The sequence below is a fragment of the Collinsella aerofaciens genome, from assembly GCF_001405375.1.
Lineage (GTDB): Bacteria > Actinomycetota > Coriobacteriia > Coriobacteriales > Coriobacteriaceae > Collinsella > Collinsella aerofaciens_F.
The window spans coordinates 72,100-97,859 of the sequence record NZ_CYYP01000009.1 but is presented as its reverse complement, the minus strand read 5'-3'; the positions used below and the strand labels follow the sequence as shown (position 1 = coordinate 97,859).

Here is a 25,760-nt window from a genome sequence, read left to right as displayed (position 1 = left end):
TCGTTGTGGCTCTCTGCGGCGTAGTGCACGATGGCGTCGTGGCCCGGGACGATCCTGTCCAGCAGCTCGGCGTCGCAGATGTCGCCCATGACGAGCTCCACGCGGTCGGAGGGCAGGCCCGCGATGTTCTCGGGGTTGCCGGCGTAGGTCAGCTTGTCCAGGACGGTGACGTGCACGTCCGGGTGGTTGTCCACGACGTAGTGCACGAAGTTGCTGCCGATGAAGCCGCAGCCGCCCGTGACGATGATGTTCTTGGGTTCAAAAATCTCAGACATGAAAATCCAATCTGAAGCATGTACAGCTTCTTTAGTATGCCGCAGGAAGTGACGACGCGACACTATTCAACAAAACTATCGGACATTTCGGCATGCGATAAGAGCCATAACCTTCGCAGAATTACCTCCCGTACAAAACGCCTCCGGAATGCAGTCTTTGTCGTAGTGAAAAACCGAATCCCCAGTTATTTCACGTAAGTACTTATAGAAGAAATCCTCCCAGCTTTTAAACTTCTCACTGTTTACAAAGGCTTCTGGGGTTTCCAAAACCGTCTTAACATCTAGCCCTGAAATTACGCCGGAGCTCAGCAGAAGCCATTCGAACGACTCGGGAAGACAAACCGTAACAGAATCGCGGTGAATGTCTTGCAGCTTAAGGACGCGGTCCGCATAGCACCCAAATGCCGCTCCGTCCGCAACAACAAACACGCGATCGTCGAAATGCTGATCCAACCAGCGCAAAATCGCGCTGTTCGTCATGGCCGAAGTACAGGTAAGCTCACTGTCAGCGAAATGCCGTTCAAAGAACTGGAAACCAGACTTACTGTCCTCGCATAGAAGGATAGAAAAGTCCTGTTTTGGCGCCGACCGGGAAATAGCATAACGATGATTCCCGCGATCTTGATAAACAGGGACGAAAGAATGGTATTTTCCGCTCGTCTTAATCTTGTAAATCTCATCCACGCTATACGGAAGATTGGGGAAATCAGCCCTTGAGATCAGCACGAAATAATTCGAGGAATACAGCACATGATGGGCAAACTCATCAGAATGGATCTCTTTTAAGCCCTCATCGACAAATACAATCGAGTCATGAACGGACGAAAGCTGGTTTCGCCAATCATAATCGGTCAGGGCGACACAGGGACAATCGCATTGCAAGGAAACGCCCGACTGCTCGCCCGTTCGCATGTAGTCTGCGACCATGTCAAACAGCGTCGTCTTACCCGTGCCGCTATCGCCACGCACAATAGTGATGTTCCGCTTGATGGTAAATGTGTACTTGGTTCCCCTACGGCGGGAAATCTTAACAAGATGCGAACCGTTCATAAGCAGCACCTACAGATACGGAATCGACTCGTGAATCAATTCGGCCATGTTATGAACGATTCGGCCGCTGTTCACGACTTTGATTTTAAAATCCTCGCGGCCAAAGTCCATCACATGATAGAGATTCACAACGAGCTTGCGGTCTTTCGCCATGTCGAGAATCCACTTGGCACAGTTGTCACCACAGGTAGAAGCGTTAAAAATATGCTTACGATCAAATCTCATAAGCAGCAGCGTTTTCACGCCACCAGAAAGCTGGAGTGGGGAGATGGATCCAAGCACAGGGCTTTCGATGACGTTTTCGGAGACAACAACCGATCGATCGACATCTTTAATTATCGAGACTGCATAGGGATCCGTAATCCAAGAAGACAGGTAAGAGTTTTTGAAATATGTCGCTGTGTTGTAAATCGCTTCTGGCATATCGCCAAAGTAGACGCTTAACACATCCACTCCCAATCATATTGTCTTTATGGTCAACGTAATCATAACGAAAGGGGCCACCAGATAAACGGTGACCCCTGAAAGAAAACAAGCTTGCGCTAGTACTCGCGCGGGCTGTTGACGATCTCGCCGGCGGCGACCTTCTTCAGGTGCTGGCCGTAGACCGACTTGCCGTAGGCCTTGGCGGCCTCCTCCAGCTCGGCGGTCGTGATCCAGCCGTTCTCCCAGGCGATCTCCTCGGGCACGGACACGGGCAGGTCCTGGGAGTGCTCCACGGCGCGGACGAACTCCGCGGCCTCGTGCAGGCTCTCCATGGTGCCGGTGTCCAGCCACGCGTAGCCGCGGCCCAGGGTCACCACGGACAGCGTCCCCTCCTCCAGGTACATCTGGTTGAGCGTGGTGATCTCCAGCTCGCCGCGGGCCGAGGGCTCCACCCTATGCGCCTTGGCGGCGACGTCGCCCGGGTAGAAGTACAGGCCGGTGACGGCGTAGGAGCTCTTGGGGCGCTCGGGCTTCTCCTCGATGGAGACGGCACGGCCCTGCGCATCGAACTCCACGACGCCGAAGCGCTCGGGGTCGTCCACGTGGTAGCCGAAGACAGTGGCGCGGCCCGACTCGGCGTTTAGGACGGCGCGCGTCAGGTGGCGCGACAGGCCGTTGCCGTAGAAGATGTTGTCGCCGAGCACGAGCGCGCACGGCTCGCCGGCGATGAAGTCCTCGCCGATGGTGAAGGCCTGCGCCAGGCCGTCGGGGCTCGGCTGCTCGGCGTAGGAGAGGTTCACGCCGTAGCGCGAGCCGTCCCCGAGCAGGCGCTCGAAGTTGGGCAGGTCGGTCGGCGTTGAGATGACCAGGATGTCCCGGATGCCCGCCAGCATGAGGGTGGACAGCGGGTAATAAATCATGGGCTTGTCGTAGACCGGCAGCAGCTGCTTGGAGGTCACGAGCGTGAGCGGGTATAGGCGGGTGCCGGACCCGCCGGCGAGGATGATGCCTTTCATAAAAATCCTCTCGATTGACAATCGTTGAGCAAAAGCCGCTGATTACAGATGCATAGTTAATTAAATTATACGCACCGGCAGCAACCTCCCCGTCTTCTTATTTAAATCGGACAGCAGAAACACGCAACTCTTTCTGCATTTCTAGCGAGGCAACAAATGAAAAAGTACAATGAGCAGTGTCCAACAAACGAAAGGCAAACAATGCGAGTCGAAACAACCGGAGTATGCAGAGGAAACTGGAAAATCTACCAGCAGCTTAAGATTGAAGGCATCCATAAAGGCTCCAGCGTAACAGCCCAGGCGGCTACAGACGATAACCGCCGCTCACCTTTATCCCTCCTAAAATTCCGGGACAATAGTTGTGACTCGAACTCATACGTCCTTGTAGTCCCCGATCCCGATGCTCGCACCATCAAAATTGAGTTTAGCGAAATCGGCCAAGACGGTCGCACCCTGAGCAGCGACTCCCTTTCGCTCAATTGCAAGAACATCAAATGGGAGTCGCGCCTTAACTACAAAATTAAACCTGACATGTGCAGCAAACTCCGAAACTACGATGACGTTTCAGAGTTTGACATGGCAACGATTGATTTCTGGCAGTGCATCGAAGATTCAAGCGACTATATCCTTAGGTGCACGGTGAGAACTCCTTATCGTAGCGACTCGCAAATCAAACTTCGTTGTTTCGATCGAACCCTTAATGAAGTTAATTTGAGCATCGTCAATTTCGGCTCGAATGTAACAAGCGTTGGATTTACGTCTGAGAAAAAGCAGCTTGAAACGCAGCTCTCAATTCGAATGCCAAAGGCGTTCGATCGTTACTACTTTATTATTGACGATCAAAATCACCCATCATTCAGTGCATTCGACTGCTTAACACCCGATAAGCTAGGCTTGCTTCTTGAGGAGACCAACTTTCTCTTTACCCATGCGCAGTTTGACCCTGAATACCCCGAATGGTTCACGGATCATAAGGCAACTATCGGCGCTCTGGAGAAGCAGAGAAAAATCGTCTTCAACAGCGCTCCGAAGTTCAGCATTATTGTCCCTCTATACAACACACCCATTTCGTTCTTTAACGATATGGCCGAATCCGTAAAAAACCAGTCTTATGCAAACTGGGAGCTCATCCTAGTTAATGCAAGTCCTGACAATCAGGAACTAAAGGCTCGCGTTGAGCAGGAGACGGCCCACGACAACAGAATTAAATCAATTAACCTTACCGAGAATAAGGGCATTTCCGAAAACACAAACGCCGGCGTTGCCATCGCTTCGGGTGATTTCGTTAGCTTCTTTGACCATGACGATATTCTTGAACCGGACTTGTTGTTCTCATATGCCGAGGCAATTGAAAACAATGATGACGTCGATCTTCTTTATTGTGATGAAGATAAACTCATGCCCGATGGAATGCTAGCACAGCCGTTCTTTAAGCCGGATTTCAATATCGATCTGCTCAGAAACAATAACTATATCTGCCATATGCTTACCATCCGTAAGTCTCTGCTTGACACTCTAGAACCGAATACGAAAGAGTTCGATGGAGCACAGGATCATAATCTGACTCTCCACGCCGTGGAAAAGGCAAGGAAAGTTCATCATGTTGCAAAGGTTCTATATCACTGGCGCCTAAGCGAGACCTCCACCGCAGCAAATGCCGATAGCAAGCCGTATGCCACTATCGCAGGTATCAAAGCGGTCCAGAGTCATTTGGACAGGCTTGGGCTCAATGCGAAGGTCGAACAAGCGCGTCGTCCCTTTACATATAAAGTAACCTACGCTGTGCCAGATTCCCATCCACTCGTGTCAATTATCATTCCAACTAAAGACCACGCAGACATTCTGGACAACTGCATTAAGTCAATTGTTGAGAAATCAACGTACGACAATTACGAGCTTGTCATAATCGAAAACAACAGCACGGAAAAGGCAACATTTGATTATTACGATAAGTTGCAAGCAAAATATCCTGATATCGTTCGTCTTGTAATTTGGGAACACGAATTCAATTTCTCCAAGCTCATGAACTTTGGCGTGGCTCACGCCAAAGGAAACTATCTCTTGCTGTTGAATAACGATACTGAGGTAATTACGCCCAATTGGATTGAGATAATGCTTGGCATCTGCGCACGTGAGGATGTTGGCGCAGTTGGTGCAAAACTCTACTATCCCGACAACACCATTCAGCACGCGGGCCTATGCGTCACTGGTGGCGTGGCAGGACATCTTTGCCAAAGCATGCCAAAGGATAACTGGGGCTACTTTGCACTCAACGATGCACAACAAGACTTCAGCGCCGTCACTGCAGCTTGCATAATGACCAAGCGTAGCGAATATGAGAAAGTCGGAGGTTTCACGGAAGAGCTTCAAGTTGCATTTAATGATGTTGACTTTTGCTTAAAGCTTCGCGAGATCAATGATCTGATCGTATACACACCCGAAGTCGAGCTCTATCACTACGAGTCGATTTCTAGAGGCGTTGAAAACAATACGGAGAAGCAGATTCGCTTCCACAAAGAGGTCGCGTACATGAATTATCGCTGGGCTAAGCATTACGTCGAAGGCGATCCCTATATGAATCCAAACTTTACCGTTGGGGAACCTGCGAATCGTTATTATCATTTATAAGAAGTTGGCGTTTCTTCTCTTATTCAATCACGGCAAATTAGCGTGTGTCTAAGCTAGATAGGGGAATCGAGGATTAACCCTCGATTCCCCTATTGTGATAAGTTGTCCTCCACTCGACAGTCAGAGAGCATCTTATTCCAAAGGCGTATTTAAAACCCAGCCCCACTGAGGCGTAGCGGTAGTGTGGTAGTAGTTCAGCCACCAGGCCAGTGATGTCGTCCTAATGTAGCCGATGTTATCCATAACCAGACCGTTACCGACGTAAATGGCAATGTGTCCCCAGCGAGCCCCCGCATTAGTATGCGTATGAGTAGGGACCGCAACAATCATTCCAACCTTAAGCTGCGATATATCTCGACTATGACACCAATTCCAGAACATGTCGCATGCGTCACCGTTGGGATAAGACCCTAGCACGGGATAAAAAACCTCGCTAACCCACTCCGAGCACAATCCCACTCCAGGAGAAGGAACGTTGTAGCAGCGGCTAACAATTTGAGACTGAGAGGAAGTACAAGCAGAACGTTCGGGCTCTACCCAAGCACCAGCTACATTAAAGAAATACTCGCCATTATCGATACTGTTCCAGCCGGTTGCCATTTGACCTGACGACATAAGGTAATACCATAGCCCGTCGTCATCGCGGAACCAGCCTGTATTCATAACGCCAGATTCGTTGTCGAGGTGATACCACCTCTCGCCAATTAATTGCCAACCGTGCTGTAGCACCCCGTTTGAATCTGTGTAAAACCACGTCTGAGCCGCGGAAGACCAATACCAGCCTACTATAGGCTTTCCTTCAGCGTCGTTGAGCTTAATTGCGCCCACGCTGTCCTTGACACCCGATAACACAATTGCGCCGCTGCTGCACGCATAATATGCGTTTCCATCTTGCGAGAAGACCCAGGCGTTGCACACTAATGCGCCGCCACCATCCGAATCCAAATAATAGCAATTACCATTTACAGACTGAAATCCTTCGAGCATGGCGCCATTATTATTGGAATCAAGCAAATACCAGTTAGAATCAAAGTAAAACCATCCTGTACGAATCGCTCCAGAAGCATTGGCGCAATACCATGTCCCATCATTAACAAACCAACCAGTGTTCATGGATCCAGATTGAGAGAAATGATACAAACTGCCGTCCACAAGTTTAAAGCCTGTAGCCATTAATCCGGAAGGCTCAAGCCAATACCAAGTATTGCCAAGGAGCAGCCAGCCAGTATGCATAGCGCCCGAACAGTCCAAATAGTACCAGTTATGATTGTCTAAAACCCAGCCGGTCTTCATTGAACCTGATGTTTCGTCAAGGAAGAACCAGTGACCGCCGGTGGCAGCCCATCCCTTCAAATGCGCACAGGATTCAGAGAATAAGTGCCATCCATCACTCAGGTATCTCCAGCCAGTAGCTGCGTAGCCTTCGGAATCAAAATAATATTCAGCTCCCCCAATAGTCAGAAAACAGTTTGACGGCCAACCACCGGCCTCATATCTCCACCACCATTTACCGTTTTCGTAAACCCAAGAACCAGGAAGAGCGATTTTGCTATCAGAAGAGCGAACAATCTGGAACGACAACCGGGTGGTAGCGCCAGCGTAATCCCCTAGCCCATTTACAGCTATATCAGCACAGCCAGGTGCAACATTATTCGCATATAAGACTTCATAATCAGTCCCACATGTAAGCATAAAACCGCTATCAGCAAAAACCGACACCCTCGGAGTAATCGCATCACCAGTGTATTCATATGTCGACAAATCGATAGACGCTGTGAAGTTAACTGAATCCGAAAGTAACCGATCACTATCCGATGGCCCAACTGGACCCTGTACCGATTGATCTGTAGAAATATCAGCGCCTAGAACCGCACAATCTTCGGGTAATGAAAAAGCAACCGTGGGGCATAATAGAGGGATGAAACAAATTGATACAAGGCAGACCACACCGATAAAACTCAAATAACGATTTCTCAACATTACACTTTTCCCATAAAATCTAATTGGCCTTTGATAGACCAGGCCTAGTCAACCCTGAGATGAAGTCCCCAACTACAAGAAATTACCAAAGCAACTGCACGCGAGATGAATCTACAAACAGGAGGCGACGCTAATAAAACGAATAAGATATAGGCAGTTCATAACACAGACGCCAGTAGTAACAACGGAAATGGAAGTAGAGTTGAACCTAAATAATCGTGTTCTTAGTCCAAACAACAAAGCTGGTAAAGCCGGAAGAAAATAGCGCCCCTGAACACCCTGTATTACATTTTCATAGTTGAAGGTCCATGCCAACCACATTGATGCAATGGAACCGAGTGCAGCCAAAAGGAAAGCAAAAATGAAAAGAAACGATACAGGAGCAGCAAGAAACGAAGGCTCATCACTAGAGTCAAGGCAGCAAATAAACCCGAAAAACAAATAAGGAATCATATAGAATGCAGGGAAACGCAAGTTCTCTTGAAGCCATCCAAGGGAATAGCCCAAAGTCGTTTCCCAATAGAAATCACCTAGAGAGTCGAGAGTTCTACAAAAAACAAGGAAACTATTCTTTGGATGCAGCAGAATATCGCCGAACGAATATAACTGCCCCGCTTCATGGCCCCGAGAGGAATCTGAAGTCTGAGAAACCAAGCTGCTCATCGATGCCAAACGTAAGGCCAATACAGAAAGCATAACGCAAAAGATCAACAAGAACCTGCTAAAACGCCCGGTCTTCTCATCAATGAACTGCGAAAGAGGGACGAACAATCCAAGTAAAATCAACCCTGAATAGATAACCTTGCACGGAGCCAAAAGAACCGAAATGATTAAATATATAAAGACTTCTCTTTTGCCTATCGACCGCTGTTCGCCAAAAAAACCGCGCATCAAACATGCGAATACCAGAAGTGAATAAGCAATGATTCCAGAATCATAGGAATATGAAGCTGCCAAATGAAGCGTCATGGGCAACAATGAAACGAATACAATGACCGATTTGCCTTTAGGTGCGATTCGAAATGCCTGGAAAGCGCAGAAGCAAAAAACGAGAGCCGAACCAATTCGACCCATATAGAACGCGGGATAAGCTCCAAGTCCAAAGAACAACCCTATCTGCAAGCCAATGATAGAGCCCAGTTTTGCAGTAATATTCTCGCCGCCGGCACTAAAAGAAAATTCACTGAAAGGAACCAGCTGCCCATTTCCAAATAGTGAAAAACCATCAATAACAGAATCAAATGAAGCTGAATTAATTGCATCGCCCGGTTGGCGGCTATTGTATAGCGCGTAATCAATATCTCGCACCAGAAAAGCACCGTCATTAGTCACATGGGCATTAAATGGAAGGCTATCAACCAACCAATAAGTCGAAAAATAATGATGGCCCTCATCGGGCGCGGTGAACGGAGGGAATATAAAGCAGAATATGATTAAAAATGATATGAGCAGTACCAAGAATACCCACTCACTTTGTAGGCGATCCTTATCCCTAGCAAATACGCTGCCGAGTACGAGAATTATAATTAACGAAATCGCAATTGTAAGCAGAACAAGCAATCTAGGATTATTTAAGTACCAAAATACTGAATAAACTGCAAATAAACCGGCAAAAGCAAGAAAAGCAGGTTTACATCTTACAAAACTCGTCATGCTGGAATCCTTCAATTTCAAAACTCACATAAGCGCAACTAAATATAGTGGCAGCAAGTATATCAACAAGCTAATTCTTTTCTCAGAGCTTGCGTCGATGATATCAACGCATGAACAGTGCCGTAGCATCCGACTTCGGAGGCTAATATCCGAATTCAGTCATACACGAAGCGCTCGCCAACTGACTCAGAGGAAACGTTCAACACAGAGACGTTAAAGAGTGTTGCTATTCATGCTGACTGAATATAGTCGATGAATTACTTTCGCAACCTTTTTAGGCCAAAATTTCTCAAGCATAGCAAGGTCTTCGGAGCTCCGTGTATTATTTTGGATCAAGGAGGTCGTCTCAGATTCTTCGTGAATTCGATGACGCATGAGAATCTCGGGAGAATAAACAAAAGAACCTTCAAGTCGCGAGAATCTCTCCCACGCTTCCCAGTCCAAGTCACACTTCATCTCACTCGAAAACAAAGGTGTCTCGAGATTAGACATAACATACGTGACCGAAGGGCAACAAATCGCAGATCCAAACCGCAAAGCCCGACGCTTGTCTCTGACTATAGATGAATTACCAACTCGAGCGAATTTTCTTAGTATTATTCTTTTCACTTTAAGAATCGAGATGTTATCGACATATTCCCCATTACGAATCTCCCCATAATTAGAAAAGAAGATCAGGGGATGATTGGAGGCGTTAACAGAGCGAAGCATTTCAATTGAATAATTAGGGGAATACAGATCATCTTGATGAGCAATGGTGACCAATGGAGTTTGAGCATGAGAAATTGCACAATTCCAGTCATGACCAATCCCTGGCATCCCATTGTTAATAAATACAGGCAAGTTATAGCTAGAAGCAACCTGCTCAATATGCTTATTCGGAGTAGAAGTAGAGATAAGGATCCTACTGGGTTGTTGCTGGTTCATTAAAGACGATATACAGTCGCTCAAATACGGTGATTCGCCATAGGCGCAAACTACGAATGTATGATCATTACACGTAAACATAGAACTACTTATCCCTCAGAATGCTCTCGATATCTTTTTCAAGCAATGCAACTCGTTGAGTTAAGTTCTTAATCGCATCGGCCTGTTTGCTGGCAATTAAACTAAGTGAAAGCATGATTAAGATTCCAAAGACAAACCCCAGAACAAATATAAAATTGGAAGGCGTGGCAAACCCCATCGCCGACGATAAATAACACAGGGGCTGCGGAAATAGAGCAGACAGGACTAGGACTAGGACCAACGCCAGCCACAATAGAGAATACTTAAGTTGGAGCCTGCCACTCACAATAAGCTTAACTACGTATGCAGCGAGTAAAATACAGGCCGCTGCTACAGAAACGCGAAGGGTTACCGGCACTTTAACACCTCGTTTTTGAACATGCGGAAATAATAATTGCAAGGGTAACTTTGACCATGTAATAGGCACTCGAAAAGCCCGAAATGGATGATGAGCCCCCTTGTCTCTCTTTCATGACAACGGGAACCTCAGATACAGACAGACCACGAGCAAGCACTGAGACAATAGAATCGGGTTCAGGGTAATCAACTGGATAGTTATTACAGAAATAGTCAATAGCCTTCGGTCCGCAGGCCCTAAATCCAGATGTCGGATCAGCTATGTACTTACCAGTACACATTTTAATCACCCTAGTAAGCCATGAAATACCCACTCGGCGTAAAAACGTAGACTGAAACCCCCCAGTTCGCTCGAGAAACCTAGACCCGATAACCAAGTCACAGCCAGCTTCAATCTGCTCAACCATACTGGAAATAAAACAAGGATCATGCTGCCCATCGCCATCCACCTGAACGTCGATGTTATATCCATATTTTTTAGCGTACTTATGACCGGCTTGTACAGCCCCTCCAATGCCAAGATTCTGCGGTAGATCAAGTACATTGAGATGGTTAGCATGACAAATCTCAAGCGTGTTATCAGTTGAACCATCATTGACCACGACATAATCATATCCTGAATCAATCACGGCTTTAACTGTCGCACAAATTGATTCAGCTTCATTATAAGCAGGCACAATAACTAGCACCCTATAATGATTGCTCATGAACAACCTTTCAATGATAGCCCGTTATCCTTAGCTAAAAGTAAAAGTAGCACCAACAAGACGAACAACATGTTATGCAAGGAGCTAGCATGATAGGCAACACAGTATCCACAACAGCCCTAGAACATATAAACACTATAGCTGTTAACACCATCGACAATCTGTGGTCGGCGTAGTGACCACTGTGATAGCCGCAAAGTGTCCTGCATCTACCCTCTTGCAAATGCCACGAATCTTATAGAAAAGAACTAAACAGATGAGTTGCTTAATCAAATATAGCTAAGATTCTACTAGCACGGCTCATCGTAAATGACCGTCAGAAAGAACCGAAGCGATTCTTTCGCTTGCATGGCCATCACCATAAGGATTGGATGCGTGACTCATCGCTTCATACTCTGAGACATCCGAGAGCAACCTGCTAAACTCGTTGTAAATTACATCTTCCTCTGTGCCAACAAGTTTCAAAGTCCCCGCCTTAACGCCCTCAGGACGCTCAGTAGTGTCACGCATGACAAGAACAGGCTTGCCAAGGCTTGGCGCTTCTTCTTGAATACCGCCTGAGTCAGTAAGTATCAGATAGCTTTTAGCCATAAAGTTATGAAAATCAAATACTTCAAGGGGGTCAATAATATGCAGTCGATCAAATCCATCTAGCTCTTCATGGGCAGCCTTGCGAACAAGAGGATTCATATGAATAGGGTATATAGCTTTGGTATCGGGATAATCTTCCATTACGCGACGAATAGCACGGAACATGCGATGCATAGGTTCACCAAGGTTTTCGCGGCGATGTGCGGTGATAAGAATCAAACGAGAACCCTTTGCCCAGTCAAGCTCATGATGTGAATACTCCGGATCCACAGTAGTATGAAGTGCATCAATTCCCGTGTTACCTGTAACCCAAATCTTATCGGGTCTTTTTCCCTCATCGAGAAGGTTTTGTCTGCTCACCTCGGTTGGTGCGAAATAATATTGACTCACGATGTCAACTGCTTGGCGGTTAAACTCCTCTGGCCAAGGACTGCCAATATCATGTGTGCGTAAACCAGCCTCAACATGACCGACCGGAATTTGCAGATAAAAACAAGCTAAGGCTGCAGCAAAGCTTGTCGTGGTATCTCCATGGACAAGCACGACATCCGGTCTTTCCCCCTCAAGAACCTTCTTGATTTTAAGAAGAATGTTACACGTAACATCGAAAAGAGTCTGACCAGGCTTCATGACTGCTAGGTCAATATCGGGTTCCACATTAAAGACATGCAAAACCTGCTCAAGCATCTCCCGATGTTGACCAGTCACGACAACAACGGTACTGAAATCATCCGGATGAGTTTTGAGCACATTCACAAGTGGGCACATCTTAATTGCTTCCGGACGAGTTCCGAAAACTAGCATTACCTTTTTCATTTCAAGAACCAGCCCCTTAAAAAACCATTGAAATACATATAGTCATTACGAACAAATAATAATCATTTAAATAATTCAGAGGGAGAAGTCAGGGAGAGAGCAATTCGCCCTGAAATCAAATGATGCAATTAAACGAGATTATTAAAATGACGTCTCAACAAGATAGACAATACGACAACCATATATACAAGTCCAAAAAGACAAGATATTAAGCTACACACTGTAACACCATTTAAATTGAATACTTCTACGGAATACTTCATTGAACTAAGTGAAACGATAAACATCAACACGCCAGCAACAAGGGTATACGAAAAATACCTAAATGAAATCAACAAATCATTGACAAGCCACATCAGACCAGTCAAAACAGCAGAAGCTATCATAGGTGGAACTAAATACATGAAAGGTAGTATTTCATCACCAAATACAAATGAAAATAAGCTATTTCCAAACACCTCAAAACCAATACCGAACACAACGACGATGATTAACGCACCAAGTAAGCAGGCAAAGCATAGGCGAAAGAAAGAACGCCTGTCTTTATCTGAATAACTTTTCGAGAAATAACCGAGCAGGGGGTTATACAAATATGAAACACCCATTTGAATGATAGCAATAGGAGCCGCAATAGATGAGTAGACCCCAAGAGCAGAATCCCCCAATGCAGAAGATAAATATTGGCGTGGAATTGACGATGACGCGGAAACCGCTATGCCAGCAACCACAGCCGGCAAGCATGTTATCAATAATCGCTTTGCCTTATTTCGGCTAATTCCAACAACAATGCTTGTTAGCGCGGAAGTTCGTGGCAAATCGTAAAACCATCCAACTAATACGACCGCAATAAACATTGCAAATATAGCTAGCGGCACCGAACGAAAGCAAGATAAAGCAACACAGAAAAAAACTAGAGACAAGGCTCCCTGAAGCGCAAGTGAGACTCCAACATAATCCATCCGGGAAAACTGCTGATCAGCAGCATGAAGGACATCTATCAATTGGTTGGCGCTTTTATATAAGCCGTAGAGAAAAATGCAGAAAACGGAAACAGGGCGACAAGTAAATAGCGAATAAGCAAAAGTCAAAACAAGTGATAAAAGTATGGTTAGTAATCTAAAGGAAAGATACTCCCCTACCGTGTTTTCCCCATTAACATCTGAAACTTGATATGTATACATCCTATATTGAGCAATTGGGAAAAAAATGCCATAGACAGACATCGAAAGCGAGTATAAGCCAGCATCAGAAAAACCAAAGGATAGGCGAACCACCAGCACACTTATTAACCATTGGCAAGATAAACCGATAATCGAGCCAATAGAACTCCATAAAATATTAGACTTTATCGAAAGAACTTTATCGGAACCCAACAATTACTCCGTTCTTGAATTAACTGATGCAGTTAATTGATGAGACACCTGTTTATCAGCAGGAGGAATGATCATATAGTCGCCATAAAGCTGAGTAAGCATCTCATCATAATGAGTTGGGATTTTAAATTGATGGCCCTCAAATTCTGCATCCATTACATCCGTAAAATAACTATTTGGAAATGCCTCCCTGAGACCAAACCCCCATCCGATTTGTCCCGCTCTCTTTGTTTCGCCAATAACATATTTTCTTGAAAGTTTATGTAAACGCTCGGAAGCCCATTTCTCTATAGGCAGCACTAGCGAAATGGGATAAAAAATAGCCATGAGAATTTTCATGCTAATCGGATGTGGATAATGGAAGTTGAGCCTTGATACAATACAAATCAAATCAAGCAATTTCACTTCATAAAACATAATAGTGGCCTTTAGATTTGAATCGGATATACCGTCAATTGGGAACACATCTATCCAAAGCCATTCTGGAACTGAAGGGCGATCCCTCTCTGTCCGAACGGAGATCATAGGATTAATTACTTTTGCGAATGAAGGTAAATACCCATCAATCTCTGTAGCCTGAACGCGAAGCCACGGAGAGAACCTACCGCTTTGAACAAGGCCAAGAAATTTATCGTAATCCTTCCGCGGCATGACAACATCTATATCATCATCCCAGGGGATAAAACCCTTATGACGCACGGCACCGATTAGAGTTCCATACGACAGCGAATAGCACAAATTATATTTCTCACAAAAATCGTGAAATTCCACCAAGATTTTCAGTTCTTCGTGTTTCACCGCATCAAAAGAAAGAATTTCATTCGTCATTAAAAAACCAAGCCTTAAGAAATGAACGAAGTATATCTATCCGAATAGTTCTGATTGTCATCATATGCATCGGTTAACAATTTCTCGCAACCCTTAATAAAGCTATTCGAATCTAGACTGGTATAGTATTCGAACAATAAATCGGGCCAATTAACATTTGTATTATCTAAATCAAGTGTAAAACCAATACCATAATCACTTGCCATTGTTTCCATTGCGGTATTCGGGCAAACAAGAATTGGCATATGAAGCTGGGCAGCTATATACATTTTGTTAGAGATAGCGTAATCGAGAAATGGATCCCCATTGCCGTACAGATTGTGGATTATGTTGACTCCTGTATATAAAGAGTACATTTTTTCAGGTGCAAACCTCCCTAACAGTTGGACGTTTTCTACGTGATTATTTCTACAATAATCCTTTAGCTTTTCAGATCCAGCTCCTGCAAACATCAAACGGAAACGTGAATCATTTTTAAACATATTAATCAACTTAACATGTTGCTCAATATACTGGCCAACACTACCAATGAATGCAATCACGATCGGTAAAGAAGGATTGCCATTTAAACTATTCACACATGAACTAGCATCAAGATCAGAGAATGACGGTCGCTGTAGATTGTGGACATAACTGTATTCAGAAGGGGCGAGAAAAGCGGCATAAAAACGTGATGAAAGCACCACGATTCCAGCAAAGGACACTATAGCGCGAGACATGAGGCCCAGAATCGGATTAAACTCTCCTCCGTAATCTCGAACATCCATTACATAGCGTTTGCGATACTTAATAAGCAGTGCAGGAAACGCAAAATAACCAGCAATAGTATTAAGTAAAACTATGTGATCAAAATCACTATTTAATAGCTGTTTATTTACAAACAACATATAGGCAAAATAACTGTAAAGCCTGCGTAATAAACCAGTATCTGGGCAGGGCTTAGCATATTCAATGCCCTTAATCGACCCTAGCGTCTCTTCCACGCCATCCCTATTCCAGTAGACAAGGTATTTTTCCCCGGGAGTATTATCGACATAAAAGTTGAACAAATAAGGACATAGATACGCATTACCACTAAGAACAAAACAGGTTTTTTTCATCTCTTGAATTACTCCAATGCCCAGACTAATTAATACACTTAGTAGATATCTTTGATGAATCGTCCATTCATCAAACCAGTACGAAACTTGACCCTCTTACAAAAGACATGCGACTTATTCTTCCGTTGAAGATATTGATGCAGAAATCTCTTAATACGTAACAACCTTTGTTCCATAAGGAATATTATCGTAAATCCATTTTGCGTTCTGAATCTCAAGGCGAACACATCCCGCAGAGGATGGAACACCCATCGTGGGATCCATTACGCGGTTGCTGTTAACGTAGTAGGGCGAGGAATGGAACAGGTAATCACCATAGAACTGCGTGTAGTAATAGCAAGTATATCCATGTCCAAAGGAGTATCCCTTTCCGTAGACTTGGTACTCCCCTTTCACCGTAGGTGTGCTGGCTTTGCCCGTCGAGCATAGATATCGACGGTTTAAGGTCCAATTATTCCATGACCCAGTATAAATGCTCGTAACACAACGTGACGTATCGACAAGTATCAACCAATTTGTATTGCTTGAATAACTTTGAGCTTTAGCGTCCATATAGTCTGACACCCACGCACCGTTGGCCATGAAGTAATTCCAGGATCCGTCCACAACGCGCCAGCCAGTAGCCATGGCGCCACTAGCGTCAAGCCAATACCAGGTACCCCCCAGGTTAAGCCACCCTGTTTGCATATAACCAGACGAATTCAAGTAATACCAAGATCCGTTAACGGAAAGCCAGCCGGTTTTCATAACGTAGGTAGATGGGTCCAAATAGAACCAGGAGCTATCCTTGTACAGCCAGCCAGATCGTGCATAGCCAGCGGTCTCATCAAAGAAATACCATTTTCCATTTACGCTCTTCCATCCAACGCAGGGGGAGCCATCGGTTGGATCAGCATAGAACTTGCAGCCCCCAAGCGTCACAAACCCGTGAGCTTCGGCTAATTCGCCATCGCCGTTTGATGTAAACAGTTTTCCATTACGCAATGCTCCACACAATGAGCAATCAGAACCAGCAAAAGCCTTAGACGACTCTTCTGCATACGAGCCCTGAGCATCTACCCATTCACGACAAGCAACAGCGCCTGAAGCTTTTGCATAATAGCTTTTCCCATTTACAGAGAAATGGCCAAGCAGCATTCTACCGTCGGCGGCAGGATCGAGATAATAGTATTGACTACCGTCCTTCAGCCATCCCGTCTTTACAATGCCCGAGGCATGAGAAGGCTCAGCGTAATACCAGTCTCCATCGCTCATAAACCAGCCGAGTGACAGCGCTCCCGTTGAAGAAAAATGATACCGATTGGATCCGATGACATAAAAGCCGGTAACCATTCTATTGTCATTTGCGACATCAAGCCAATACCAAGCGCCGTTCACCGAACGCCAGCCCGACGCAAGTGCGCCGGAACCGTCAGCGTAATACCAGTCCGTACCATCAAACGCCCAGCCTACAACCATTGCGCCGGAATCAGATAAATAGTAACGAGACGAACCGACGGAAACGATACCCCTAGACATGGCGCCATCATTGGCGGGATCAAGCCAATACCAACTATTGTCAGCTTGGAGCCAGCCTGTTAAAACTTCACCATTGCAACCCCAATACCATAAACCGTTATCAAGACACCATCCATTAATCAGCCCATAGGCTCCAAGAAGATAAGGATGCCCATCAATAACACGTCGACCAGTAGCCATAGAACAGCTGTTAAGGGAGTCAAACCAGTACCATTGACCTCCTATAAACTGCCAGCCACTTGCCAAAGCGCCTGATGGACTCGCGTAATACCACTTATTGTCAGTAAAAATCCAGCCGCAGCTCATTGCACCGTCACGAGCGGGGTCCAAATAGTACAACGAGTCGTCAATATTCTGCATTCCGGTCAAACGACAGCCGTCAAGATAGTAATACCAGGACAAACCGTTCCATTGCCATCCAGATAGCTTTTCTGTCCTCGACGGTTCTTGGCTTTCGACAACCTGTTGGTTCGAATCTTCCGATGTTTTGCCGGCACAATCACTGGAATCTTGAGAGCAACCGCCATCGACAAATGCTCCCGACCCTCCTGTCGAGTCGCGCTCTACGACACCGTTATCCGCCCCCTCTTCCACGGCATAAGCAGTGCAAGAAAATGCGGGGGCTGTAACTGAGAGTAAGGCGGAAAATAGCATCAAGCCAATTACTCGCCAGCAAATTCGATGATCAAACCGAGTATTCATTTCAGGCCCCCAACCGGTACCGACTGTCTTGCAGGGAATCTATTAAATAAACGGACGAGCTGCGCCGATTACATTTCCCCTTGCGCTAATAGGATGAATTCCGACACCCTGATGAGGCCAGGAGTCGATCATCATACCGCCGCCAAGTGCAATTGCAATATGACCGCGGTAATAAATCACATCGCCGCGTTGAATCGAGCTCGTGCTCACGGGCATAAAGATATTGCTTCGATACCAATTCATGGAATTATAGGTTTGGCTTGGATCCCAGCGATGGTTATAAGGGTTGTAAACACCCATATCCATGCCAGTAGCATAAAGGCACTGCAAGACAAAACCAGAGCAATCAACAGCTCCACCGGGAGCGGTAGACCAAGGCTCAATATATTGCGTACCGATATACTCATAGGCGCGCTGAATAAAGGCGTTCACGCAATCTTCCCGCGTTGCTTCGACAGAAATGCGAGAAGGGGTCACATAGGTAAAGTATCCGGTGCAATAGCTAGGCAGCTGAACAGTCCAAGAACTGACCTGAGGATACTGGGATGGATTTTGCCAGCCAACTTTGTCGCACTGGCCATCGCTCCAGAAAACTCGACGAACGCCATCGATGGTCCTTGCGCCCGTTGCCATAGCGCCGCTGCCGTCTAACCAATACCACTTACCCGAATCTTTAAGCCAGCCAACATGCATGCTTCCATTGGACTCAAGGTAATACCATGTTCCATTCAGGCTTTTCCAACCAGTTGCCATTTTTCCGTCAGCGTTTAGGTAATACCATGTACCGCCAGTAAAAACCCATCCGAACTTCATCACGCCAGAATCGGCATCAAGCCAATACCAATCGCCGTCAATCTTCAGCCATCCACGATGAATGGCACCCGTTCCGGGCTCAGCGTAAAACCTTAAATTTGCGACATTAACCCAGCCGGAAGCAACCTGCCAACCATCAGCTCCAGCGATTTTTAGGATAGTGCCGTTTTCGCGAATCACATCCTTGCAAAGATATCCATTATCATCGGCGTATCTTTGAACGCCGTCATTAACGGTAACCCAGCTTGAAACCACAAGCCTACCGCTCTGGTTTGCAAAACAATCGTTGCCGCCCACCTCAAATAAGCCCGTTTTCATGAGATGGCCAACAGGGTCCAAGTAATACCAGCTCGCGCCTTCTTTATACCAGCCAGAAATAAGTGCGCCAGATTGGGAGGCGAAATACCAGCCGTCCTCGGACTGAGCCCAACCAACAGCCATAGCCCCATTGGGGTTCAAATAATATGCCGTGTTACCAAGGTCTAAATACCCAACGAACATTTTGCCGTCGGAAGCTGGGTCGAGATAATACCAAGCACCGTTAACGAGTTTCCAGCCAGTAGCCGCAATACCGTTAGAGCAGTAATGCCAATCTGCTCCATCCTTGTACCATCCATTTGCAAGGCCATAGTCACCAAAAATGTAGGTACAGCCTTCAATCTTTTGACGGCCCTTGAGCATGATGAGCGTCTGTGGGTCAAAATAATAGCGAGTCCCACCTATCGTCTGCCATGACGAGGCAAGTACGCCCGATGAATGAGCCCAGTACCAATTCCCGTCAACGAGAATCCAGCCAGTCTTCATAGCACCAGAAGCATCTAAATAGTATTTCCCGCTCCCGAGGTCGACAAAACCAACCTGCATTACATGGGTGGTAGGATCCAGGTAATACCATGTGCCGTTTTGATAAAACCAACCAGCAGCTAAGTCGCCTCCAGCATTGGCATAAAACCATTTTCCGTCAGAGTTACGTAACCAGCAGCTCTGATATAGCGCGCCATAAGGTGTAGCGTCATTACCGTCATTCGCATAAAACGAAGTAGTCGATCCGCCAGCATCGGTCACACTGAAATAACCTGTCTGCATTGCACCATCATTGGCTGGATCAAGCCAATACCAATAGCCCCCGCTTTGCAGCCAGCCAGTTTGGTGTTTACCGTTTTTCCGTAATACCAAACTCCAGACGACTCGTCTCGTTGCCAGCCATCTTTTATGACGGAAGAATTATCAGGTTGCAAATCATCGGAAACCACAGAAGAAAAATCCGATTTTGACTCAATACTCTGAGCCTCAACGGAATCCTGTGCAAACGCGACATTCGCACTCAGGGGCAAGCAGCAAGCAGTGATTAATGACGCTGCAGCACAAACAAGCGTGGCCTTCTTTTCGAATCGATACATAAGCGACCCTCCCAGATATCTCATTTATTTATTTTAATCCACATTCCAGGATTGATTTTCGTTACTGTCTGTTCAGTCTATGTAGATAAATATATTAAATTGAACATAACGTTCAATCATTCTATTCTCTCCCTAAGCAATGAACATCTTAATTGGAGGCCTGCAGTGGAACTGACCAAGCGTAACTTTACTGTTCTGTACGAATACCTAAAGAACCCATATGCCAGCCAGCGAGAAGTTGCCGAGCGCACTGGCCTCTCACTTGGATCGGTAAACGCAGCAAATAAAGAGCTTACGGATGAAGGCCTTCTCGAATCGGACAGCCTAACCGACAGCGGTTACGAAGCACTTCACCCCTATAAGGTTGAAAACGCAGTGATATTAGCTGCGGGGCTTTCGAGCCGCTTTGCTCCTATTTCGTATGAAAAGCCCAAAGGCCTTTTAAAAGTACGTGGTGAGATTCTCATTGAGCGTCAGATTAGGCAGCTGCAAGACGCGGGTATCAGCAATATCACCGTCGTTGTCGGCTATAAAAAAGAGTATTTCTTCTATCTTGAAAGCAAGTTCGGCGTTTCGATTGTCGTCAACAACGAATACGCATCCAAAAATAACCACGCATCGCTTATGTGCGTAAAAGAGCGGCTTGGCAACACCTACATTTGCTCAAGCGATGATTACCTTCTAAACAATCCGTTTGAAGCATATGTTTGGAAAGCATTTTATTCTGCTCAATATGCTGAAGGCGCCACCAAAGAATGGTGCATTCAAACGGGAGCAATGGATAGAATCACCAATGTTACGATTGGCGGTTCCGATGCTTGGTATATGCTCGGACATGTCTACTTTGATAAAGCCTTCTCACTTGCATTTAAGCAGATTCTTGAAACGGAATATAACAAGCCCGAAACAACGGACAAGCTTTGGGAAGATCTATATATCGAGCACATCAAGGAGCTCGATATGGTGATCAAAAAGTATCCTGAGGGCGAGATTAACGAATTCGATTCTCTTGATGAGCTGCGTGTCTTTGATCCGCATTTTATCGAAAACGTTGACTCCGACATTTTCGATAACATCGAGCAAGTGCTCGGCTGTTCCAAATCAGAGATTCACGACGTTTATCCCCTTAAACAAGGCCTTACGAATCTATCGTGCCACTTTAGAACCAATGATGGAGAGTACGTTTACCGCCATCCGGGAGTCGGAACCGAACTGCTTATTAACAGAAATGGAGAAGTAGCCGCACTTAAACAGGCCAAGGAACTCGGCCTTGACGATACGTTCATTCATGAGGACCCAATGCGCGGTTGGAAAATTTCGAAGTTTGTACCCAACGCAAAGCAGCCTGATCCGCACGATGCTGCCCAAATGAATCGAATGATGCAGATGTGTCGTTCGCTTCACGAGAGCGGTGCAAATGTCGAAACCGAATTTGACTTCTACCTCGAAGCGAAGCGCTACGAATCACTTCTTCTGGAAAAAGGTCCCATCGACATTCCAGGCTACAGGGAAATGGCCGCCGAAATCGATGAATTGGAGCACTTTGTTCAGGCCGACAATGCGCCAAAATGCCTTTGTCACAATGACTTCTTTTACCTCAATTTCCTTATCGATGAAAACGACAAGTACTATCTCATTGACTGGGAATATGCTGGCATGAGCGATTACGCGAACGATTTTGGAACGTGCAGTGTCTGCTGTGAGCTTTCCGAAGATGAAGTCGACCGCGCGCTTGATGCATATTTTGGGCGCAAGGCAACAAACAACGAAATTGCGCATAACTATGCGCACATTGCCCTTGCAGGATGGTGCTGGTACCTCTGGTCTCTTCTGAAAGAAGCCGAAGGCGACTTCGTGGGCGAATGGCTCTATATCTACTTCAATTACGGTGCCAAATACCTCAAAAAGGCACTGGAGATCTATCGGAAAGGTGAGTAACGATGCAATTCGGCTTTTTTAGCGGTCTTCTTTGGGGCCTTGATACAGTAATTCTTGGAATCGGCTTGGCGCTTGCGCCCTATATTGGATCGGCGGAAGCGCTTGCATGCGCCTCCATTGCTGGATCCTTTCTCCATGATGCCTTCTGTGCAATTTGGCTCTTTGGCTACATGGGAGTCCGAGGCAGACTAAAAGACACGCTCGCTGCACTTAAAACTCGTTCGGGCAAGGTCGTCATCGCCGGCGCCCTACTCGGTGGACCTATCGGAATGACCGGCTACGTATTGGCAATTAATAACATCGGAGCTGCCTACACGGCAATCATCTCCGCCTTCTATCCCGCAGTCGGAGCATTCCTTTCCTTCGTACTGCTGAAGGAGAAAACGGGCAAAGGCCAGATTCTTTCCCTTCTCGTTGCTCTTTGCGGTGTAATGACGATGGGCTATCTATCGGCCGGATCGAGCGAAATTGCAAATGCCCCCCTCGGCTTACTCGGCGCGGTGCTTGCCGTTATTGGATGGGGATCCGAAGCGGTGCTGTGCGCATGGGGAATGAAAGATGATGCCGTTGATGACGAAACAGCTTTGCAAATCCGCGAAACTACAAGTGCGCTTGTTTATGGAGCGCTCGTACTCCCCCTCTTCGGAGCATGGCATTTCACGTTGGGCGCTATCCCAAGCATGCCCACATTGATTATTGCACTCGCCGGACTCGCAGGAACTGCATCCTATCTGTTCTATTACAAGGGCATTGCGGCAATCGGAGCAGCGCGTGCGATGGCTCTGAATATCTCCTATTCGGCATGGTCAGTGGTCTTTGGCCTGATCTTGCTTGGAACAATTCCCGACATGGCATCCGTAATCTGCTGCGTTGTAATTGTATGCGGAACAGTTTTGGCAGCCAGTAACTGGGACGAACTATTTGGACGTAAGAAGACGGCGTAGCTAGATTAACAAAATAGCAAAAGGGGAGAGCTCGTCGAGCTCTCCCCTTTTAGCATCATGGCTATTCAATTACCACGGCCTGGCTATCCATCTGTTGCCACGTGCCGAAGAACACTTGGGCATTTCGCGTAACATTGCCGTTAATCGAATCCGAAAGATAGACAATTCCCTGCTCGTCATCATAGCCTTTAAGGACTACGGCATGATTACCGCCCCACAGACCATAGGAATGCCCGTTATACCAACGCGCAGCATAACGGCCTCCTGGCCAACTTCCCCATTCGGTATTCCACATCTCAACAGGTTGACCACAGGTCAGCCTGTTCTTAATGGAAGAAATTGACGAGAAAGAAACGTCTTTTGCCTGCTTGCCACTTCCAGCAGCACGCAGAAAGTTATTACCAGCAATAGTAATCGCAGGTGCGACGCATCCCATGAGACCCCCGCTGCTACGCCTTGGATTGCCATCAAAAGCGGTAACAAAATTGCCATTGCTTCCCTTGGGCAAATAGTAATCCGCAATAATCGTCTTACCTAAACCGAAACCATAGTAGTTAAGCAAGTTTGTAAGGGCAACCGACTCACAGCCAGTAGGAAGTTCCGGGTACTGCGAATAGCACGGGACATCGACCCAAGCGCCAACCATTGCGCCGGATGAACTGAACTTGTAGTCAGTAGAGCCGATCCAATACCAACCGTTACTCAACATTACTCCCCCACGTGCGACATCAAGGTAATACCATGTGCCCCCAAGGGAAAGCCATCCCGTTTTCATCGCGCCAGAAGCGGAATCCAGCAAGTACCAGTTGCTGCCATCGTTAAGCCAGCCGGTCGCCATTCGACCATCCGGGTTAAAGTAATACCAAGACCCAGCAATTTGCTGCCACCCAGTCAGAATTACTCCACTAGCAGAACAATAATATCGAGCACCCTGACTCTCAATCCAACCAGTTCTGGCATTACCGTCGTCGTCAATCAGCTGGATTCCCGAATCGGTCATGATGCCTTTAAGGTCAATTGCGCCGCTGGATGACGAATGATACATCCAAGACCCATCACCGTTTGACCAGCAATTAGCCATCATCTTGCCGGTACTATTAAATATGTATTCACATGATCCGATAGTTTGAACGCCCGTGGCCATGGCGTGCGTCGAGGGATCGAGCCAGTACCACGCACCGTTTAGGTTGAGCCAGCCGGAGGCGAGGGCGCCGGAGCCCGTCGCGTAGTACCAGGTGCCGCCGTCGAGGACCCATCCGGTCGCCATCGCGCCGGAGTCATTGAACCAGTACGCGGAGCCGTGGCACGAATGGAGGCCCGTCGCCATGGCGCCGCCCGCGTCGGGCTCGAGCCAGTACCAGGAACCGCCGGTGTAAAGCCAGCCGGTCGAGGCGATACCGTCAGCGAACCAGTACCAGGAGCCGTCGACGAGGCCCCAGCCGTTAAGGGGGCCGCAGCTGCCGAAGTAGCGGCGGACGCCCTGCGCGTCCGTCTGGTAGCCCGTCAGCATGGCACCCGTCCGGGCGTCGAAGCAGTAGGGCACGCCGCCGACGGATACGGGGCCGCGCGCCAGCGCGCCGGAGCCAGTCGCGTAGTACCAGGTCCCGCCGTCGAGGACCCACCCGGTCGCCATCGCGCCGGAGGCGTTGAACCAGTACATGGAGCCGTTGCACTCGTAGAGCCCGGTGGCCATTACACCGCCCGCGTCGGGGTCGAGCCAATACCAGGCTCCGCCCTGGCGCAACCATCCGGTATACGCTTTGCCGTCAGAGGTTGCGTAATACCAAGTGCCCTCTTTTAACTGCCAGTAATAAAGAGAGACATCAACATACGCGTAATTCATATCAACATTTCCGCTAATACCAGAAACTTTTCCGCGGCTTGTATACTGCCAAAAGCTGTAACTGGCGGTATAGTGACATTGGGAGTTGTATTGAGCAATCCAATGATCCCAAGAACCGCTCTTAAATACAGGGTCGGTCAATATATTGTTAAACCAATTTAGGTTTGCATAAATGCCTGGCTTATATCCAGCACTAGAAATCTTATTACAGAATGTCTGAGCTCTAGATGCAATTCCGGATTGACGACCATCTGCAATAATTGTCTTGTCCTCAAGATCGTAATACACCGGTAGCCTAGGATTGTGCCCCGATAGGCAGTCAATCACCATGGACGCCTCATCGGCTGCCTGTTGATTATCAAAAGCATATGAATAGATATAGACGCCGTAAGGAATTCCGAGTCGCTCGCACTCAGAAATATTTCGATTAAATTGATAGTCAACTCGACCGCCCCAAGATGGAGCGCCAAATCCAACACGCAGAATAGCGAAATCGATACCAGAAGCCTTAACAGCATTCCAGTCAATACGTCCTTGATGCTCACTGACATCGATGCCCTGCGCCGTAGCCCCATCGGGAAGAATGTCCATGGACAATAAGGCTATTCCATCTTCTTCGGAAGAAACATCCTCTGCGACCAATTGTCCATCCTCATAACGCCAGGAATTCTCAACTAGGGACCGCGCAGCTTCCGCGTTCGAAGGAAAAACAAACACAGAAATGGGCGCAAGGACCATCAGCACCAACAATGCCGAAAATAACTTAAGATGTTTGCTCATGTAAACCTCGTCAT

20 protein-coding genes are annotated in these 25,760 nt (G+C 46.9%); 3 read left to right on the top strand and 17 right to left on the bottom strand.

All coding sequences use genetic code 11. The annotated features are described in order from the left end of the window. From ARB25_RS06025 to rfbA, 4 genes are all read right to left on the bottom strand, one after another. Positions 1-275: GDP-mannose 4,6-dehydratase (locus tag ARB25_RS06025; protein ID WP_156327694.1), on the bottom strand; the 275-nt coding region annotated here is incomplete at its 3' end. 75 nt (positions 276-350) lie between these two features. Beyond that, positions 351-1,325: a hypothetical protein gene (locus ARB25_RS06020; RefSeq protein WP_070100749.1), complete on the bottom strand. Its 975-nt coding sequence runs from the start codon at positions 1,323-1,325 to the stop codon at positions 351-353. 9 nt (positions 1,326-1,334) lie between these two features. After that, entirely contained in the window at positions 1,335-1,772 is a 438-nt protein-coding gene (locus tag ARB25_RS06015) for a DUF4869 domain-containing protein (protein WP_055286603.1), read from the bottom strand. A gap of 95 nt (positions 1,773-1,867) precedes the next feature. Continuing rightward, positions 1,868-2,767: a glucose-1-phosphate thymidylyltransferase RfbA gene (rfbA, locus tag ARB25_RS06010; protein WP_055286601.1), complete on the bottom strand. Its 900-nt coding sequence runs from the start codon at positions 2,765-2,767 to the stop codon at positions 1,868-1,870. A gap of 156 nt (positions 2,768-2,923) precedes the next feature. Between rfbA and ARB25_RS06005 the strand changes: the two genes are divergently transcribed. Beyond that, positions 2,924-5,395, top strand: a complete 2,472-nt coding sequence (locus ARB25_RS06005) for a glycosyltransferase family 2 protein (protein ID WP_082421901.1) — start codon at positions 2,924-2,926, stop codon at positions 5,393-5,395. A 132-nt stretch (positions 5,396-5,527) separates the two neighbouring features. Here ARB25_RS06005 and ARB25_RS09790 read toward each other — a convergent pair whose 3' ends face one another. The 12 genes from ARB25_RS09790 to ARB25_RS10140 form a co-directional block, all read right to left on the bottom strand. After that, on the bottom strand, positions 5,528-7,375 hold the full coding sequence (locus ARB25_RS09790; RefSeq protein ID WP_082421900.1) for a hypothetical protein: 1,848 nt from the start codon (positions 7,373-7,375) through the stop codon (positions 5,528-5,530). Between the two features lie 111 nt (positions 7,376-7,486). Next, positions 7,487-9,028, bottom strand: coding sequence for a DUF2142 domain-containing protein (locus ARB25_RS06000; RefSeq protein WP_055286597.1), 1,542 nt, complete (start codon positions 9,026-9,028; stop codon positions 7,487-7,489). A gap of 213 nt (positions 9,029-9,241) precedes the next feature. Continuing rightward, the gene (locus ARB25_RS09785; RefSeq protein WP_082421899.1) at positions 9,242-10,036 is read right to left on the bottom strand and encodes a glycosyltransferase family 2 protein; all 795 of its coding nucleotides are present in this window, start codon (positions 10,034-10,036) and stop codon (positions 9,242-9,244) included. A gap of 4 nt (positions 10,037-10,040) precedes the next feature. Then, positions 10,041-10,394: a DUF2304 domain-containing protein gene (locus ARB25_RS05995; protein ID WP_055286595.1), complete on the bottom strand. Its 354-nt coding sequence runs from the start codon at positions 10,392-10,394 to the stop codon at positions 10,041-10,043. A 1-nt stretch (position 10,395) separates the two neighbouring features. Further along, the gene (locus tag ARB25_RS09780) at positions 10,396-11,100 is read right to left on the bottom strand and encodes a glycosyltransferase family 2 protein (protein ID WP_082421898.1); all 705 of its coding nucleotides are present in this window, start codon (positions 11,098-11,100) and stop codon (positions 10,396-10,398) included. A gap of 300 nt (positions 11,101-11,400) precedes the next feature. Beyond that, positions 11,401-12,507, bottom strand: a complete 1,107-nt coding sequence (gene wecB, locus ARB25_RS05985; protein ID WP_055286591.1) for a non-hydrolyzing UDP-N-acetylglucosamine 2-epimerase — start codon at positions 12,505-12,507, stop codon at positions 11,401-11,403. Between the two features lie 128 nt (positions 12,508-12,635). Next, entirely contained in the window at positions 12,636-13,880 is a 1,245-nt protein-coding gene (locus ARB25_RS10010) for a lipopolysaccharide biosynthesis protein (RefSeq protein ID WP_156327693.1), read from the bottom strand. A gap of 3 nt (positions 13,881-13,883) precedes the next feature. Beyond that, positions 13,884-14,708: a LicD family protein gene (locus ARB25_RS05980; protein ID WP_055286589.1), complete on the bottom strand. Its 825-nt coding sequence runs from the start codon at positions 14,706-14,708 to the stop codon at positions 13,884-13,886. A gap of 14 nt (positions 14,709-14,722) precedes the next feature. After that, positions 14,723-15,691 carry a glycosyltransferase family protein gene (locus ARB25_RS10005; RefSeq protein ID WP_156327692.1) on the bottom strand — a complete coding sequence of 323 codons (969 nt, stop codon included), beginning with the start codon at positions 15,689-15,691 and terminating at the stop codon, positions 14,723-14,725. A 267-nt stretch (positions 15,692-15,958) separates the two neighbouring features. Beyond that, the gene (locus ARB25_RS09775; protein WP_082421897.1) at positions 15,959-18,028 is read right to left on the bottom strand and encodes a L,D-transpeptidase family protein; all 2,070 of its coding nucleotides are present in this window, start codon (positions 18,026-18,028) and stop codon (positions 15,959-15,961) included. 42 nt (positions 18,029-18,070) lie between these two features. Beyond that, a complete protein-coding gene (locus tag ARB25_RS05975; protein ID WP_055286587.1) occupies positions 18,071-19,927 on the bottom strand; it encodes an NlpC/P60 family protein in 1,857 nt (618 codons plus the stop codon). Beyond that, a complete protein-coding gene (locus ARB25_RS10140; RefSeq protein WP_172676331.1) occupies positions 19,903-20,241 on the bottom strand; it encodes a hypothetical protein in 339 nt (112 codons plus the stop codon). The genes ARB25_RS05975 and ARB25_RS10140 overlap by 25 nt, the downstream gene beginning before the upstream one ends. 165 nt (positions 20,242-20,406) lie before the next feature. Here ARB25_RS10140 and ARB25_RS05970 point away from each other — a divergent pair, with 165 nt between their 5' ends. Together ARB25_RS05970 and ARB25_RS05965 are read left to right on the top strand one after the other, a co-directional pair. After that, entirely contained in the window at positions 20,407-22,179 is a 1,773-nt protein-coding gene (locus tag ARB25_RS05970) for a phosphotransferase (RefSeq protein WP_055286585.1), read from the top strand. A gap of 2 nt (positions 22,180-22,181) precedes the next feature. Beyond that, positions 22,182-23,123: a DMT family transporter gene (locus tag ARB25_RS05965; protein ID WP_055286583.1), complete on the top strand. Its 942-nt coding sequence runs from the start codon at positions 22,182-22,184 to the stop codon at positions 23,121-23,123. 61 nt (positions 23,124-23,184) lie between these two features. Here the strand turns inward: ARB25_RS05965 and ARB25_RS05960 are convergent, their stop codons facing one another. Continuing rightward, the gene (locus ARB25_RS05960) at positions 23,185-25,746 is read right to left on the bottom strand and encodes a GH25 family lysozyme (protein ID WP_082421896.1); all 2,562 of its coding nucleotides are present in this window, start codon (positions 25,744-25,746) and stop codon (positions 23,185-23,187) included. Positions 25,747-25,760 lie beyond the last annotated feature (14 nt).

Excerpts from the sequence above, each read along its gene's own strand:
- ARB25_RS06020 (WP_070100749.1), bottom strand. The coding sequence starts at position 1,325 with ATGAACGGTTCGCATCTTGTTAAGATTTCCCGCCGTAGGGGAACCAAG.
- rfbA (WP_055286601.1), bottom strand. The coding sequence starts at position 2,767 with ATGAAAGGCATCATCCTCGCCGGCGGGTCCGGCACCCGCCTATACCCG.
- ARB25_RS06005 (WP_082421901.1), top strand. The coding sequence starts at position 2,924 with ATGAAAAAGTACAATGAGCAGTGTCCAACAAACGAAAGGCAAACAATG.
- ARB25_RS09790 (WP_082421900.1), bottom strand. The coding sequence starts at position 7,375 with ATGTTGAGAAATCGTTATTTGAGTTTTATCGGTGTGGTCTGCCTTGTA.
- ARB25_RS06000 (WP_055286597.1), bottom strand. The coding sequence starts at position 9,028 with ATGACGAGTTTTGTAAGATGTAAACCTGCTTTTCTTGCTTTTGCCGGT.
- ARB25_RS09785 (WP_082421899.1), bottom strand. The coding sequence starts at position 10,036 with ATGTTTACGTGTAATGATCATACATTCGTAGTTTGCGCCTATGGCGAA.
- ARB25_RS09780 (WP_082421898.1), bottom strand. The coding sequence starts at position 11,100 with ATGAGCAATCATTATAGGGTGCTAGTTATTGTGCCTGCTTATAATGAA.
- wecB (WP_055286591.1), bottom strand. The coding sequence starts at position 12,507 with ATGAAAAAGGTAATGCTAGTTTTCGGAACTCGTCCGGAAGCAATTAAG.
- ARB25_RS05980 (WP_055286589.1), bottom strand. The coding sequence starts at position 14,708 with ATGACGAATGAAATTCTTTCTTTTGATGCGGTGAAACACGAAGAACTG.
- ARB25_RS09775 (WP_082421897.1), bottom strand. The coding sequence starts at position 18,028 with ATGAATACTCGGTTTGATCATCGAATTTGCTGGCGAGTAATTGGCTTG.
- ARB25_RS05975 (WP_055286587.1), bottom strand. The coding sequence starts at position 19,927 with ATGCAGACAGGTTATTTCAGTGTGACCGATGCTGGCGGATCGACTACT.
- ARB25_RS10140 (WP_172676331.1), bottom strand. The coding sequence starts at position 20,241 with ATGTATCGATTCGAAAAGAAGGCCACGCTTGTTTGTGCTGCAGCGTCA.
- ARB25_RS05965 (WP_055286583.1), top strand. The coding sequence starts at position 22,182 with ATGCAATTCGGCTTTTTTAGCGGTCTTCTTTGGGGCCTTGATACAGTA.
- ARB25_RS05960 (WP_082421896.1), bottom strand. The coding sequence starts at position 25,746 with ATGAGCAAACATCTTAAGTTATTTTCGGCATTGTTGGTGCTGATGGTC.